This is a genomic window from Marinifilum sp. D714, assembly GCF_030851345.1.
Classification (GTDB): domain Bacteria; phylum Bacteroidota; class Bacteroidia; order Bacteroidales; family Marinifilaceae; genus Marinifilum.
This window is the reverse complement of record NZ_JALPNU010000005.1, coordinates 99,008-115,130: the sequence shown is the minus strand read 5'-3', so window position 1 is coordinate 115,130 and position 16,123 is coordinate 99,008. Positions and strand designations below refer to the sequence as shown.

The 16,123-nt window shown below is 36.0% G+C and carries 13 protein-coding genes; 12 read left to right on the top strand and 1 reads right to left on the bottom strand.

What is annotated here, in order from left to right; genetic code table 11:
* The first annotated feature begins 211 nt into the window (after positions 1-211).
* The 7 genes from M0051_RS07315 (at position 212) to M0051_RS07285 (ending at position 9,219) form a co-directional block, all read left to right on the top strand.
* A complete protein-coding gene (locus M0051_RS07315; RefSeq protein ID WP_306740880.1) occupies positions 212-1,300 on the top strand; it encodes a hypothetical protein in 1,089 nt (362 codons plus the stop codon).
* Positions 1,297-2,499: a hypothetical protein gene (locus M0051_RS07310; RefSeq protein WP_306740879.1), complete on the top strand. Its 1,203-nt coding sequence runs from the start codon at positions 1,297-1,299 to the stop codon at positions 2,497-2,499. Before M0051_RS07315 ends, M0051_RS07310 begins: the two co-directional genes overlap by 4 nt.
* The gene (locus M0051_RS07305) at positions 2,462-3,214 is read left to right on the top strand and encodes a WecB/TagA/CpsF family glycosyltransferase (RefSeq protein WP_306740878.1); all 753 of its coding nucleotides are present in this window, start codon (positions 2,462-2,464) and stop codon (positions 3,212-3,214) included. Before M0051_RS07310 ends, M0051_RS07305 begins: the two co-directional genes overlap by 38 nt.
* Before the next feature lie 282 nt (positions 3,215-3,496).
* Complete coding sequence (locus M0051_RS07300; protein WP_306740877.1) at positions 3,497-4,900, top strand: sugar transferase; 1,404 nt, start codon at positions 3,497-3,499, stop codon at positions 4,898-4,900.
* Positions 4,901-5,126: 226 nt separating this feature from the next.
* The gene (locus M0051_RS07295; protein ID WP_306740876.1) at positions 5,127-5,918 is read left to right on the top strand and encodes a polysaccharide biosynthesis/export family protein; all 792 of its coding nucleotides are present in this window, start codon (positions 5,127-5,129) and stop codon (positions 5,916-5,918) included.
* A 117-nt stretch (positions 5,919-6,035) separates the two neighbouring features.
* On the top strand, positions 6,036-8,414 hold the full coding sequence (locus M0051_RS07290; protein WP_306740875.1) for a tyrosine-protein kinase: 2,379 nt from the start codon (positions 6,036-6,038) through the stop codon (positions 8,412-8,414).
* Positions 8,415-8,808: 394 nt separating this feature from the next.
* Positions 8,809-9,219, top strand: a complete 411-nt coding sequence (locus M0051_RS07285) for a BT0820 family HAD-type phosphatase (RefSeq protein WP_306740874.1) — start codon at positions 8,809-8,811, stop codon at positions 9,217-9,219.
* Between the two features lie 118 nt (positions 9,220-9,337).
* Here the strand turns inward: M0051_RS07285 and M0051_RS07280 are convergent, their stop codons facing one another.
* Positions 9,338-10,651 carry a DEAD/DEAH box helicase gene (locus M0051_RS07280; protein WP_306740873.1) on the bottom strand — a complete coding sequence of 438 codons (1,314 nt, stop codon included), beginning with the start codon at positions 10,649-10,651 and terminating at the stop codon, positions 9,338-9,340.
* A 210-nt stretch (positions 10,652-10,861) separates the two neighbouring features.
* On the opposite strand from M0051_RS07280, the gene M0051_RS07275 reads away from it, so the two are divergent.
* The 5 genes from M0051_RS07275 to M0051_RS07255 all read left to right on the top strand — a co-directional run bounded on the left by M0051_RS07275 (position 10,862) and on the right by M0051_RS07255 (position 15,946).
* On the top strand, positions 10,862-11,062 hold the full coding sequence (locus tag M0051_RS07275) for a hypothetical protein (protein ID WP_306740872.1): 201 nt from the start codon (positions 10,862-10,864) through the stop codon (positions 11,060-11,062).
* Between the two features lie 78 nt (positions 11,063-11,140).
* Positions 11,141-12,586 carry a site-specific DNA-methyltransferase gene (locus tag M0051_RS07270; protein ID WP_306740871.1) on the top strand — a complete coding sequence of 482 codons (1,446 nt, stop codon included), beginning with the start codon at positions 11,141-11,143 and terminating at the stop codon, positions 12,584-12,586.
* A 228-nt stretch (positions 12,587-12,814) separates the two neighbouring features.
* A complete protein-coding gene (gene tdh / locus M0051_RS07265; protein ID WP_373568306.1) occupies positions 12,815-13,837 on the top strand; it encodes an L-threonine 3-dehydrogenase in 1,023 nt (340 codons plus the stop codon).
* 315 nt (positions 13,838-14,152) lie between these two features.
* A complete protein-coding gene (locus M0051_RS07260; protein WP_306740869.1) occupies positions 14,153-14,686 on the top strand; it encodes an RNA polymerase sigma-70 factor in 534 nt (177 codons plus the stop codon).
* An 84-nt stretch (positions 14,687-14,770) separates the two neighbouring features.
* Positions 14,771-15,946 carry a FecR family protein gene (locus M0051_RS07255; protein WP_306740868.1) on the top strand — a complete coding sequence of 392 codons (1,176 nt, stop codon included), beginning with the start codon at positions 14,771-14,773 and terminating at the stop codon, positions 15,944-15,946.
* Positions 15,947-16,123 lie beyond the last annotated feature (177 nt).

Sequence of the window (16,123 nt, the reverse complement as noted above, 5' to 3'; positions counted from 1 at the left end):
TTAGTACAAATCAACAATGTTTTTGCGTAAAACAAGCGTGTTACTTTACAAAACAGCAATGTCTTTGTATAAAACAAGCATGTCGTTTCATAAAACAGGGATATCATTAAGCAAAACATGAATGTAATTGAGTAAAACCGCAAGAATGTTTCATAAAGCAGAACAATAAATGCTTTAGAGAACATGTAAAACCAGAAAAAAACTTCAGAGAATGATATCATTATGCCTTACGTTGGATTATGAACTGTTTGGATCGGGAAGAGGTGATGTGTTTACGCATATAATAGAGCCTACCAACCGCTTGTTGGCCATTTGTTCTAAGTATGGAATGAAACTCACCATATTCTTCGAGGTGGTAGAGTATTGGAAACTGAAGGAAGTATATGAGAGCGGTGAGTCGATGGGATACGAAAGAAATCCTGCCGAAGCCATGGCCAATCAGATTAAGAAAGCATATCAGTTAGGGCATGATATTCAACTGCACATTCATCCGCAATGGGTTGATGCCAAATACGAAAACAGAGAGTGGAAATTAAATATGAAGTTTTGGCGTTTGCCAGAGGTTCCCGATCATGCTAATGAGGAGATTAGCATGGGATTGGACGACTTAATCCGAAAAGGCAAAGAGGAGTTGGAAAATATGCTGCACCCCATTAATCCATCATACAGGTGCAATGTGTTGCGGGCAGGAGGTTACAATATCGATCCATCGGAACGATTGTTGAAAGCATTAAAAGAGAATGAATTTATAGCCGATAGCTCGGTTTATTATGGTGGCAAAGCCGAGAGTGAGCTGTCGAAATACGACTATACCCGTGTAAAGAAGGAAATTCCTTATTGGTTTACCAATGGCTCTTTGCTAACTGCCAGCAAGAATGAAAAGGAGTTTATGGAGTTGCCTGTTTTTGCAAAAAAAATCAGAAGAATTTCAAAGTATGATTTGGTGAGGATTTGTTCTGCTTTAAAGAACAAGGCGAATTCTATTGAAAAGTTTAAGAACAACAGCACAAAAAAAACGAAATGGGAAACCATACAATTTTTAATGGATAAAGAAGCCGTTACATGGGACTTTTGCCTGTTTTCGAAATCGAAAATGCGGAAGTTCCTTAATGCAGCCTTCAAGATCAAGAAAAGCTCCAGTTCAGTGTTTCATCCTTTTGTATTGGTGGGACATCCGAAAGATTTCTACTACTCCGATGCTATTGATTTTTTGGCAAAGAAAGCATCAGGGGGTAAGTTAAAGTTTTTCACCATTGGTGAAGCCATTGCTCAAATCAAAGAAACACACACGCAGAAATGATAGCAGAAAGTCTCGAAAAACTACGAGCATATATAGAAGACCAAGAATACAAAGGTTGGGATCCTTACGATGGATTAAACTCCAAACTTTTTCAGTCGATTCCTTTTTTGAACAAGAGTAGACTAATGAGGTTGATATGGATCCAGGCCTTTAAAAGAAATCCAGTGAATTTCCGGGATCTTGCAGGGATTAAGAAAGCTTATAATCCTAAAGGTCTTGGTTTATTTCTTAGTGGTTATTGTAAGCTTTATCAGCTTGATCGCACACAGGAGGTAAGATCCCGGATCCTTTTATTAAGTAAGAAGGTATTGGAATTGCAATCGACAGGATGGTCGGGGGCGTGTTGGGGATACAACTTCGATTGGCAGGCCAGGGCTTTTTTTCAGCCCAAAGGAACACCTTCGGTTGTAGTTACTTCATATGTTACCAACGCTTTGCTGGATGCCTACGAAATATTGGGCGATAAAGAGTTGTTGGAAACAGCCATTAGCGCAAAAGATTTTATTCTGAACGATTTGCATCGTACTTACGATGGGAATGGGGATTTCTGTTTTTCCTATTCACCTCTGGATGATACAAAGGTGTTTAATGCTTCATTACTGGGAAGTAAAACTTTAGCTCGAATTTATTCTATTACAAACGATGAGTTGTTGGCTGAAGAAGCTAAAAAGTCGGTTCAGTTTAGTATTAATTATCAACATGCAGATGGATCGTGGGCATACGGAACCTTACCGTATCATCAGTGGGTTGATAATTTCCATACTGGATTTAACCTGGAGGCCTTAGCCGATTATCAGAAGTATACCAAGGATGAATCATTCCATAAGAATATAGAAAAAGGATTGGAATATTACCTGAATCATTTCTTTACGGAAGAGGGGATTCCTAAATACTTTAACAATTCAACTTACCCTGTAGATATACATTGCCCGGCACAGTTGCCAATTACCTTAAGCAAGATTGGTGCTTTTCAATCACAGAAGGAATTGATTGATCGGGTATTGAATTGGACCATATCAAACCTGCAAAGTCCTGAAGGATATTTCTATTTCAGAGCAGGAAAAAACTTTAAAACCAAAATACCATACATCCGCTGGGCTCAAGCCTGGATGTTTTTGGCTTTATCAACTTATATGTTATCAACTTTAAAAACACCGGAATATGAGAAAACGAGTTACAATAATGAATTCGCCGGTTGATGTTTTAACAATGCGCGAAACCATTGATCTTATCGATGATTCCATTCGTGAAAGAAAATCAATTCAACACATTGTAGTTAATGCAGCCAAGCTGGTTAATATGCAAGAAGATAAGGAATTGTATCAGTCGGTAGTTGATAGTGATATTATTAATGCTGATGGAATGGCAGTGGTATGGGCTGCGAGTTTGTTGGGTAAACCATTGCCCGAGCGTGTGGCAGGAGTTGATTTAATGCAAGAATTGGTAATTCTTGCTTCCGAGAAAAAGTATAAGATTTTCTTTTTTGGCGGAAGGGAAGAAGTAGTTTCCGAGGTAGTTAGGAAATATACTACGGTATTTGGAAAGGAAATTATTGCAGGATATCGCAATGGATATTTTAAAAAAGATCAGGAAGCCAATATCGCAGCACAAATTGCAGAATCGAAAGCTGATATTTTGTTTGTAGCCATTAGCTCTCCAACCAAAGAGATTTTTTTAAACACCTATAAAGAAAGATTGAAAGTACCTTTCATTATGGGTGTAGGTGGATCGTTTGATGTAGTTGCAGGTAAAGTAAAAAGAGCACCTGTTTGGATGCAAAAAACAGGTTTGGAATGGTTCTACAGGTTTTTGCAAGAACCCGGTAGAATGTGGAAACGATATCTGGTAACCAATTCGTTATTTATTTACTATGTGCTGAGGGAGAGGGTGAGAACAATTTTCAGTGATCAGTAAACAGTGAACAGTTATCAGTTGTGCGATTAAATAGATATACAAACCATTAATTTTCAAATTCACCCCTTCTAGGGGAGATGGCGATAGCCAGAGGGATGTGTTTTTATGCGATAACTTATCGTTACACCCTTTAGTCTGTCGACAGTTTCCCTAAAAGGGAAACACTCATCTAGAAACGCAGAAGCTTAAATTGAAATGGAGTCAAGCTATCCTTTTGTTAAGCGTAAAACAATATAAAACAACCATAAATAAATTCACTTTAAAACCTTAAATAAACCAAGAATGATTAAAGGAAGAGAAAAAACACTGGCAAGGATAAGCACCATAGTTCAGGTTGCTTTATCCTTAGGCTGCTATTGGTTTGTTGCTTGGGCAACAAACAATTATTTGCGGCCAGTTGAAATTGCTACTCACGATACCAATATTGTTTATTTAATGATTATTGCAATATGGTACACTCTTATTAAGGAATTCAATTTGGGAAAAATGCTTAGGGTAAAAACCTACTCCGAATTGTTTGCCGAGTATTTTGCCATGGTGTTCATCAGTTCAGGCTTGTTGTATTTGGGAAGTTTGTTTCTAACCGATACCGTTCCTGTATTAATTCTTGCATTGTTTGCCTGTTTGAATATGGTAGTCTTGTTCAGCTTCAGGATGATGAGTTATACCATTTTCAAGAAAATTAGAGGAAAAGGATACAATACACGCAATGTATTAATTGTAGCTGATGATGAATCATACCTGCACTTTATTGATAGAATGCTTTTTATTCGCGATTGGGGATATCGTGTATGGGCAATCATGTCGGATGGGAAGCACATTAAAAACAAATACGATTCTCACGTAAGAGTATTGCATGAACATTTTCAATTGAATGAGATTATTGATGCCAATGTAGTGGATGAGGTAATTTACTGTAAGGGAAAGTTTAATAACGACGAAGTGCGAGCATTAATCTATGCCTGTTCGGAAGTTGGAGTAACCTTTAGGGTATATTCCGAGCTTTTAAGTGTGGTTAGTATGCGTTCTCATTTGACTTACTTTAAAGAACTTCCGTTTTTGACATTTGCTAACAATACCAAAAACTACTTTGCTTTAAAAGTGAAGGAGATTCTCGATTTTGTATTCTCATTCTTCATTGTTGTTTTAATTTCTCCTGTTTTAATGGGCATAGCCATTGCAATTAAAATTGAGGATGGCGGTTCCATCTTTTTCAAACAGGAAAGAGTTGGCTTAAACGGACGATTGTTCAAGTGTTTAAAGTTTAGAACAATGGTCGAGAATGCAGAAGCTCTTCGAGTGAAACTGGAAAATATGAATGAACAATCGGGACCTGTTTTTAAGATTAAAAACGACCCTAGGGTTACCCGTGTCGGAAGGTTTCTGCGTAAAACTTCATTGGATGAACTCCCACAATTCTTTAATGTGTTAAAGGGTGAGATGTCAATTGTAGGGCCTCGTCCACCAATTCCTTCTGAGGTAAAGCAGTATCAACGCTGGCAAAGACGCCGATTGAGCATGAAGCCAGGAATTACATGTATCTGGCAAGTTTCAGGAAGAAACAACATTCCATTCGACGAATGGATGCGATTAGACATGATGTACATAGATACTTGGTCGTTAAAGCTTGACTTAATGCTTTTCCTTAGCACCATTAAAGTGGTTCTAACAGGGGATGGGCAGTAAATAGCGAACAGTTATTAGTTACTTTATTAATAGTAAGCTACCCAAGTTTTCTTTTTAGGGTAGTCTTTCAGCACGCAGAGAGAATTAAATAAGATCTCCTGTAATTTACTCTCTCCAATCTTTTTGTAAGGCATTCTTTCTTACAAGTATGAGCAGGTATTTCCTGATTCATAATTTATTCCCGATAGTTATCGGGACCGAAATGAATAAATAAAAAACCAAGACCATGAATAGAAAATTAATAACCCTTATGAGCCTTGTTATAGTAATGAGTCTCATTTCCTGTCGATCGAATAAAGATCTTGTGTATTTGCAAGATGTTGATGCTGAAGTTTTGGCTCCTGAATTTGTAATGAAGGTGCCTGAATACAAAATTAAAACCAACGACAATTTGTTTGTTAGTATAAAGTCGATGAATCCAGAGATTAGTCAGCTTTACAATCCTGCGCAGGCCATAGGAAGTCAACAAGGAACTCAAAATCTTTATAGCCAATTGCCCGATCAGTATTTGAATGGATATCAGGTAGATTCCAATGGGAATATATCATTGCCCATAATTGGAAGCATTGGTGTTGCAGGATTAACACAAAAAGAAGCTCAGGCAAAAGTGCAAGAACATGCCGATGAGTATTTGAAAGATGCAAGTGTAAAGGTGAAGCTTCTGAATTTTAGAGTGACTGTTATGGGAGAAGTAACCACTCCCGGAGTTTATTACAATTATAACAGCAGCTTAAGTATTCTGGAAGCACTAAGTATGGCCAATGGAATTACTGATCACGCCAGAATAAACAGGGTATTGGTAATTAGAAGCAATAATGAGGAAAGTAAAACTTACCGATTGGATTTATCGAGTAAGAATTTTCTAAAATCGGAAGCTTTCTTTATTCAGCCCAACGATGTGATTTACGTTGAGCCTCATAAGATTAAAAATACTAACATGAACTCTAATGTATACAGCTTGTTGCTTTCAACAGTATCAACCGCTGTACTGATTACCAGTTTAATAATTTCCAATTAAGATAAAATTGTTATGAAACGAGCCATAAGAAATATTTCTCGCACAGAGGAATGACAAAATTGGCGAGTTCCTCCCGATAGTTATCGGGATGGCAATTGAAATGTAAATTCAAGACATATGAAATACGTAGATGAAGTAATGGACTATTTCGACAAGAAGGACGGTCCTGACGTAAAAGATTTCCTCTACAGAATTTTATCTAAGTGGAAGATATTTTTAATCTGTGGAGTAATGGGAATTTGTATTGCCTATTTGGTAAGCAAATATTCAACCCCTGTTTATATGATGCGAAGTAGCTTATTGGTGCATGTAGATCCTGATGAAACGAGTGCAAAGCAAATGTTCGAAGGGTATCAACTGCGAGATAAAGCAAATATTCAAAATCATGTGGAAATTCTAAAGTCCTTTACCATAAACCGAAAAGCAATGGAGAACCTGGGGTGGACACAATCCTGGTACAAAAAAACATGGTTTATGAACAAAGGATTGTATCGAGATGAGCCTTTTGAGGTTATTCAACACGAAGGTACAAACCTTACTGATATTCCTATATTTATTGAACAGGTTGATGGACATACCTATAAAATAAGAGTTGATGGCGAAGCTGAATACAATGGTGATGTGGTAAAGGTGAAGTTTGAAAAGGAAGGGTTTTTTAATCAAGCTTTTAAGAACAAGTTCTTTCATTTCACGATCAAGCCTAAGAAAAGGAAAGTAGACCAGGAAGCAAATCATTACTTTGTGTTTAATGATTTGGATAAGCTTACGTTGAAATACATGGAGAGCATGGTAATTACAGTTGCCGAGAAGAAAGCCGAATTGATTCACCTGAGAATAGATGATTCAGAACCAGCCCGTGGTGTGGATTTCCTGAACGAACTGAATTGGGTTTACCTGCAGTTTAGGCTAATTGAGAAAAACAAAAAATCAGAAAATACAGTTCGATTTATCGATTCACGATTAGAAGGGATTGTGGATTCATTGCAATTGGCAGGTCAGAGTTTTACCAATTTCCGTTCCAGAAACAGGATTGTAGACCTGGGACAAGAAGCAGGAGTGGTAGTGGCTAAGATGGAAGAGTTGGAAACCCAACTTTCTCAAGCACAGATCTCATTGGAGTATTATAAAAATTTACTTCGAAACTTGGGCGATGCCAACCAGATGAAGCAAGTTGTAGCTCCTTCGGTTGCAGGAATAACCGATCCAACATTGGATGCTTTGGTTACTAAATTGACGGATCTTTATGGAAAGCGTGAAGTGCTTTCCTATAGTGTTCAGGCAAAAAATCCAAGTTTGGTTATTCTAAACAAGGAGATAGATGTGATTCGTCAAAGTTTGGATGAAAACCTAAAATCTTTGGTAGCCAATTCTCAAATTGAGGTTACCAGCCTTAGCGAACGAATGTCGAAGGTGAGAGATCAGTTGGCGCGTATGCCTAAAAATGAGCAAAAGTTTATCAATATGAAGCGCAACTTCGATTTGAACAATGAGTTGTATACATTCTTGCTCAAGAAGAGAGCTGAAGCTGCTATTGCAAAAGCTTCAAATGTTTCTGATGCTCAAATTATTGATCCTGCGCGATTGGCCACAATTATCAAGATTAAACCAAAACTTGCCATAAACCTGTTAATCGGGATGATTTTGGGTTTAGGATTTCCTTTTCTGATTATTATCCTACAAGAGTTTTTTAACGATAATATCCAAAGTAAGGAAGAGTTGGTCAAGAAAACACATTTGCCTGTTTTGGGAACTATTGCTCATAATCGTTATCCTAACAATTTGCCTGTTTTCCACCAACCACGATCGGCAATTTCGGAGTCCTTCAGGTCACTTCGAACCAATTTAAACTATGTTCTTCCCGATCAGCCAACAAAAATAATTGGAGTTCATTCAACCATTCCTTCGGAGGGTAAATCATTTGCTACGGTTAATCTTGCCAGTATTGTTGCTATGAACAACAAGAAAGTTCTTTTGATAGGAGCAGATATGAGAAAGCCTAAGGTGGAGAAAATGTTTGATTTAGAGAATAAAGTTGGCTTAAGTACTTATTTGATTCGATACAATAAGTGGCAAGAAGTGGTGCAAAATACACACATTAAGAATTTGTATTGCGTGACTTCGGGTCCTGTTCCTCCAAATCCTGCAGAATTGCTTGAAAATGGACGTTTGGAGATGTTTTTGAATGCGGTAAAAGGTAAGTTTGATTATGTGTTTATTGACAATGCGCCAATATCAATGGTTACTGATGGGTTCATTACAGGAAAGTTGGCAGATGCCAACCTGTTTGTATTACGACAAGGATTCAGTCATAAAGAGCAAATCAATTTTGTGAATCAAATTGCAGAAAGAGGAACTTTGGATAATGTATCTTTGATTCTAAATGATGTAACATCAAATGGAGCTTATGGGAACTATATCAATGGAGAAGGATATTATTATGAGGAACCGTCGCCAGGAATTGTTCGCAAGCTTTGGGAAAAGGTAAGTAATAATTAAAAATAAACTAAGGTTCGATATTCATCGGACCTTTTTTTAGTTATAAGAATTGAGAGTAACTGTGTATTCAATCCTATAGTTTGATTATCTTGTTTAGTCCTCTAGCTGGAAGGTTTTTTACTTTTCTCATTAGAAGAGAAAAGTAGACAAAAGAATCAAGTTAATAGGGTGTTGCTCGCCTTTCTAAATGAGCTTTATTTTTCGAATCGCGTCCGATTGACGGCTCCCGATCGAAATTAACTGCAATTATATTTTATACCCAAAACTTTGTAAGTGTATCGTAGAATCTTCATTACTTAAAACTCCTGTAAAAATTTTTTCTTGTAATTACTCTTAGAAAGCTAAGATTAATTCTATAAATTTAGAGGAGTATTATTCCCTAATTAAGAAATTTATGATTATTGCTGTTGATTTTGATGGAACCATAGTGCAACATAAATACCCTCAAATTGGAGCTGAAATTCCTTTTGCAATAGAAAGTTTACTTGAATTGCAAAAAGAAGGACATCAGCTAATTCTTTGGACTTACCGAACAGGAGCTTTACTGTATGAAGCTGTGGATTATTGCGAAAGCAAAGGCTTAGAATTTTATGCTGTTAATAAGAACTATCCTGAAGAGGAATTTGATGAAAGTGTAAGTCGTAAAATTTATGCCGATTTGTATATTGACGATAGAAATATTGGGGGCATTCCTGATTGGGGAAATATCTATAAGATGATTTCAACAAAAGAGGAGGAATACCCACCAGAGAAAAAATCAGGTAGTTCGTTTACCCGATTTCTTGATAATTTATTTGGAGAATAAAAGGTCAAATAGTCAAAAGGTAAAAAAGTGAAATCGTAGATCCCCGACTTATCTCGATAGTTTTCAAATGACAAATGTTTTTGCTGATGGCTGTAAGCTGTCTGCTGAAGGCTATAATTTATCTTGAAACTTGAATTTTAATCTTCTTTTTCTTTACTCTTTCATTCTTCAATTTGTTCACTAGCTTTTTTCCTAGGCCTCTCTTTACAGCGACGAAAGAAGTATGATCCAGTACATCAATTTTTCCAAGTTCGTTTTTTTGTAAGTTTCCTTTTTTAAAGAAAAAGCCAACCAAATCTACTTTATTGATTTTCTCTTTCTTTCCTAAGCCAATATAAAGGGTTTCCCAAATGGGAGCGTTGGGGATTTGAACTTCACTTTTAATAGAAAAAACCGGAATATCATCAGAAATAAATTCAGGAACTTTTTCTTCTTCGGCCAATACTATAAAAGAATTTCCTTTTGCATGCATTCGGGCAGTTCTACCATTTCTGTGAATAAATGCTTCCTCTACTTTTGGCAGTTGGTAATGAATTACATTTTGAATTTCAGGGATGTCCAAACCTCTTGATGCCAAATCGGTGGTAATTAACAAGTGGTTGCTACCATTTCTGAATTTGATTAAAGCACGCTCCCTGTCAGCTTGCTCAAGCCCTCCATGAAAAATATCGCAACTGATATTTTGTTCCTTTAACAAATCAGCAATCCGTTCAACCGCATCTCTATGATTGCAGAAAACCAAGCCAGGTTGATCTCCAATAGTACAGATTAATCTGTACAAAGCATCCAATTTGTCTTTGTCATCAGCCATGACCTTACGTTGTGTTAAGGCAATGGCTTTTTGCTTTGGCAGAAAATTAATTTCCTTAGGAGAGTTCATTCGTGCAAATTCAGGAATTTCAATTCCCTGTGTAGCCGATGTAAGAACCTTCTTCACATTTCGAGGCAATGATTTAATTACCTCAGTCATTTCTTTTTGGAATCCCAATTCGAGAGCCTTATCGAATTCATCAAGAATCAGAAATTTAATTCCTGAGGTATCAAAGTTCTCTCTGCGAATGTGATCGGCAACTCTACCAGGAGTTCCAATTAATACAGAGGGTGGATTTTGCAAATTGTTTTTTTCAATTCGCATGGAGTGACCACCATAGCAGCAATTCACCTTGTAGGAAGTTCCCATATCCTTGAAAACTGATTCAATCTGCAAAGACAATTCCCGGGCAGGAGAAAGAATAAGTGCTTGAACCCCTTCTTGATCGGCATCTAAATCTTTCAACATCGGCAAAAGAAATGCCAATGTTTTCCCTGAACCCGTAGGGGATAATAGGATTAAATCATTTGATTTTACCCACGATTTGGCACAAACATTTTGCATCTCATTCAATTTCTGAATGCCCAGTCTCTTTAAAATATCTTCAGTTTTTATTTGCATGGCGCAAAGGTAATAACAATTGGCAGTTATCAATTAACAGTTATCAGTAAACAATGAATTACAAAAAACATTAGACCTTCTCACTCTTCAAGACTCTTTGACTGTTCGACTTTGTATGTAACAATTAAATCAATATTAATTAACCTCTGTGAAACATCTCCTAGGAATGCCTTTCGTAGATTAGTATTAACGAAAATACAATGTAAAATCATGGAAGTGTATAAAGAAGGAATGTACAGAATTGAGGTAATTAATCTTGAAGGTGATGTTGTTTACTTGAGTCTTGACTCTTTGAATCGATTTTGTGAAGAATCTTTGCCGGGAAATTTACCGGAAGATGCTTATACGATAAGAATTACTGGTAATGATGATTATTTGTATGAGAAGCTAACGGTAGCCGAGGACTGTTAAAATACGATATAATCAAATTTTTTTACCAATGGGAAATGTATTAGGTTTGCGTTACAGATTATCGCTTACCTAAAAACCATGACCAATAAAACATCACTTTTAAGTTCATATAAAAAGCAAAAACAACTGAGGGAATTGAAAGGAATTTTGCCAGAGGTTTTTGAAGGAGGTGTATTGGATATTCAAAAGTTGAAAGCTTTTGTTGGTGAAGATGGTTTTATTGATCACGCAAACTATGAACTTTCATGGTACGATAAGAAATTAGCACTGGACTCTGCCAAAGCAAATTGCAATGCAAAGCTTGTTTTCATAGAAGAAAAGTCGATTTTACCGAATAAATCCAAAAACCTATTTATTGAAGGGGATAACCTGGATGCTCTCAAACTCCTTAAAGAGGATTATCAAGAAAAAATAAAATTGATTTATATTGATCCTCCTTACAATACCGGTAAAAACTTTGCTTTTAGCGATAATTACCACTTGGCAGCAGATGATTATCTTGAATATTTAAATCAATTTAATATTGGTAGGGTTGATAAACTTACCCGACACAGAATTGAAAGTGGTGAAATTCACACCCAATGGTTGAATATGATTTTTCCTCGTTTGATACTTACCAAAGATCTTTTGACTGAGGATGGAGCTGTGGTAATCTCGATTGATGAGTCGGAGAAAAACAATTTACAGTTGATTTGTAATGAGGTATATGGGGAAGAGAATTTTGTGGGTTGCTTTATTTGGGAAAACCGAAGTATTAGCAATGATTCGGCCAATTTGTTCTCAACAATTCATGAGTACATTCTTGTTTATGCCAAGGATAAATCAAAGCTAAAGTTTAAGGGAGAAGAAAAGGATTTTTCGAATTACTCCAATCCCGATTGTGATGCAAATGGAGAATGGATTCCTGATAACCCAAGCGCTGCAAGTGGCAATGAAAATTCAAGATTTCCGATTGTGAATCCCATTACAAAGGAAGAATATTTGCCACCCAATGGCAGGTATTGGGCTTTTTCAAAGGCAAGAGTTGAAGAGTGGATCAAAATAGGGAAAATGGTATTCCCAAAGGAAAGAGGGAAGCGATTTTTACTCAAGAAATATCGAAGTGAATTAAAAAGTGAGCAAAAGCCACTCTCATCAATCATTACAGATATTCCAGGTTTAAAGGGAACAAAGGAGTTGAAAGAATTGTATCCAGAAGGCATTCCATTTAAACATCCAAAACCTACTGACTTATTAAAATTACTTTTCGATCAGTTATCGGGTAAGGAAGATACTGTATTGGATATTTTTGCGGGTTCGGCAACCACGGCTCATGCTGTTTATAAAATCAACCAGGCTCAGGATTCAAATCGAAAGTTCATCTGTATTCAAAAGCATGAAAAGCTTGCGGTGAATTCTGCAGGCTACAAATTGGGATTTTCTTCGATTAGTGATATTGCAATCGACAGAATTGGAAGAGCAGGAAAATTGCAGTCTGTGAATAATTCTGGTGTAAATTATTTTAAAATTGAATATTCAAAGTAAATATTACTGTAATATTTAAACTTTCTCCGCGATTTCAACTAAATCTTAAGCTGCAATTCAGAACATTCAGTTTTATTTACTTAATAGATAATGCAAGGCTTGAATTTAAGGTCAAGTTTTTTTACTTTGTGTGAGGCTTTTTTACAGATATCGATTAATTAAATCTGTAGAAAAGAACAATTTAGATTATTAACAAAAACAACAAACACATACATCATCATGGCTAAAATGAAAGCTCTTGTAAAATCCAAGCCGGAAAAAGGTCTTTGGATGGAAGAAGTTGATATTCCTGAAGTAGGAGTAAACGACGTTCTTGTAAAAATTAAAAAAACTGCAATTTGTGGTACCGATTTACATATTTATAAGTGGGATGAATGGTCGCAAAATACCATTAAACCAGGAATGATTATTGGTCACGAATATGTTGGTGAAGTTGCGCAAGTTGGAGCTGGTGTTACTGGTTTCGAAATTGGCGATCGTGTAACAGGTGAAGGTCACATTGCTTGTGGACACTGTCGTAACTGTAGAAGAGGTCGTAAGCATGTTTGTGAAAATACAGTAGGTATTGGTGTGAACATCGATGGTATTTTTGCAGAGTATGCTTCTATTCCAGCATCGAATTTGATGAAAATGAGCGATAAGATTCCTGATGAGATGTTGGCCATTATGGATCCATTCGGAAATGCTACTCACACAGCTCTTTCATTCCCTTTGATTGGAGAAGATGTATTGGTAACTGGTGCTGGATTAATTGGTAGCATGTGTGTTGCTGTAGCAAAATTTGCAGGTGCAAGATATGTTGTTGCTACAGAAACTAATCCTTTCAGAATTGAGTTGGCTAAGAAAATGGGTGCCGATCGCGTTATCAATCCAATGGAAGAAAGTTTGGATGATGTTATCAAGGAACTAGGTATGATTGGTTTCGATATAGGTTTGGAATGTTCTGGTGCTCCAGCTGCTTTCAACGATATGGTTGGACACATGTACAACTCAGGTAAGATTTCATTATTAGGAATTTTACCATCACAAACCACTGTAAACTGGACTGATATTATTTTTAAGAGTCTTCAGTTGAAAGGGATCTATGGTCGTGAAATGTACGAAACATGGTATCAAATGGAACAAATGCTTATGAGTGGTTTGGATCTATCACCTATGATCACACACCGTTTTAAAGCTGATGAATTCCAGAAAGGTTTCGAAATCATGGAAAAAGGAGATTGCGGAAAAGTAATCCTGGATTGGGAATAAGAAAAATCGTTATATGAAATAAAGGAGCCCGGACAAAATGTCCGGGCTTTTTTTGTGCTATAAAATCAGTATTGATTTCTACTGAGAGCTGATTTAAGAATACATTCTAAAAATTTACTATGGGTAATTTCAGAAATGTACTAGAGTAAAATTTCAATTAAAGCAATCAGCTGACATCCTAATCGTTTTATTTGGATAATGCTTGAATTTGCTGCCTACTTTCAAGAAAATTTACTCTTTTTTTTTTCACCCATTTCTAATTTTGCTTGTGTTAGTCCTCAAATGATTATAAATACAACCTAAACCTAAACCGACTTGGCACGATCACTTATAACTCAACCAATTTTTGAAGAATTGTTCAAAGAGCATTATCGAAGTTTATACTATCATGCATACAGCATATTAAACGACACCGAGCAATCAAGAGACTTGGTGAATGATGCCTTTGAAGAGATCTGGATACGGAGAAATAAATTAGATATATCTTATTCGCTAAAGTCTTTTCTCTACAATACAGTTAGAAATAAATGTATTAATTATCTAAGAAAACAGGAAGTAGAAAAAAAATACATCAACAGAAAAAAACACGACATAGATGAGGAAGAGGAGTATAAAGATTATGACTCTGCTTTATTGGAAATCATGAAAGCCGTTGAACAACTCCCAAGGCAAAGTAGAAATGTGTTTAAAAAGTGTTTTATCGAAAATTTAACTTACAAAGAAGCTGCCGATGAATTAAATGTTTCTGTTAATACCATAAAAACACACGTTACAAATTCATTAAAGCGTTTAAGAAGAGAATTAAATAGAGAAATGTTAATGTTATTCTTCTTTTTTCAAAAAAAATGAAAATAACTCACCCTATTTTAATTTTTATTGTGATAGTGTATAAAACAAGTCATAGAAAGAGTGATAAGATTGTAGATAACAAGGATGAAACACGATCATAAAAGAATAGAAGAAGTTTTTCAGATTCTAAGAAATCCCAAAGAAATGCAGGTGGATTTTTTAATGAAGTATAAGGATAATCCACAAATGATTGAATTGTACGAAGAATTAAGAAAATATAAAGAAGCTGGATTTCTATTGGAGCAGACAGATGAACCGAACGTAGGTTTAGAATGGCAAAAGCTGAAAAATAAACTTCAAAACAAAAAAAAGTATAGAATCAACCTGACAATTGCAGCAAGTATTGCAGTGCTGATTGCCTGTGCATTTGCATTGTTTTTCGAAAAAACAAGTTGGGAACAAGAAGAATATATCGTGCGTTCGAATCGTATCGTAAAAGGAGGGAGTAAAGCAGTATTGATTACTTCCAATGGGAATGAGTATGAGTTGGAAAAACTTAAAGATTTAGTTATCAGTGAAAAGCAAGGAATACAGATTATTACTGACTCGGATAATTTAATTCAATATTGCGAAGATCAGAAAACTAAAGAACTGGAAAGTGAGGAGCCCATTTATAATACTTTAAAAGTACCCCGTTTAGGCGAATATGAGCTGGTACTTTCGGATGGTTCTAAAGTGCATTTAAATTCAGAATCAGAGCTAAAATATCCTGTGAAATTTAGTGGTGAAGAGCGTATTGTAGAGCTTATTGGTGAAGCGTATTTCGATGTTACATCAAATGCTGAAATACCTTTCGTTGTAAGAACCAATAGAGTTGACACGCGTGTGTTAGGTACAAAGTTTAATGTAAATGCCTATCCAGCTGAAGATATGGATGTCACACTTGTAGAAGGAAAGGTAGAGTTATATTCGAAGAAAAAATTAAACAAGATTGTACTGCAGCCAGGAGAGAATGCTCTACTACAAACGGGGGGGAGCAAAATGCAAGTTTCAAGCGTTGATGTTCGAAAATTCACAGCTTGGCGTGATGGTTATTTCTATTTCGAGAAAGAGCGATTGGAAGATATTTTCATAAAACTAGAAAGGTGGTATGATTTTAAAGTTTTCTACCAAAATCCTGGCGTGAAAGACTATGAGTTTAGAATGAGAGCCGATCGTGATGCAGAATTTCAAGATATTGCAAAAAGGTTGGAGAAAACGGGTCGTATCTCAATACAGATAAGTGGTAATGCAGTTATCGTTTCTGATGTAAATCGCTAAGATATATATAAATAAGTATAAAAAAAGGGATAGTTGGAGCTATCCCTCAATAATGTTCATCGTTGGAGCGATGAACCATTGTTTAATTTCATTTACAAATTTATGAAAAAAAATCTAACCTGCTTTTCTTCTGGGTGGAAGAAAAGAAAAAATCGGCAGTTATTTATGCGTTTAGCT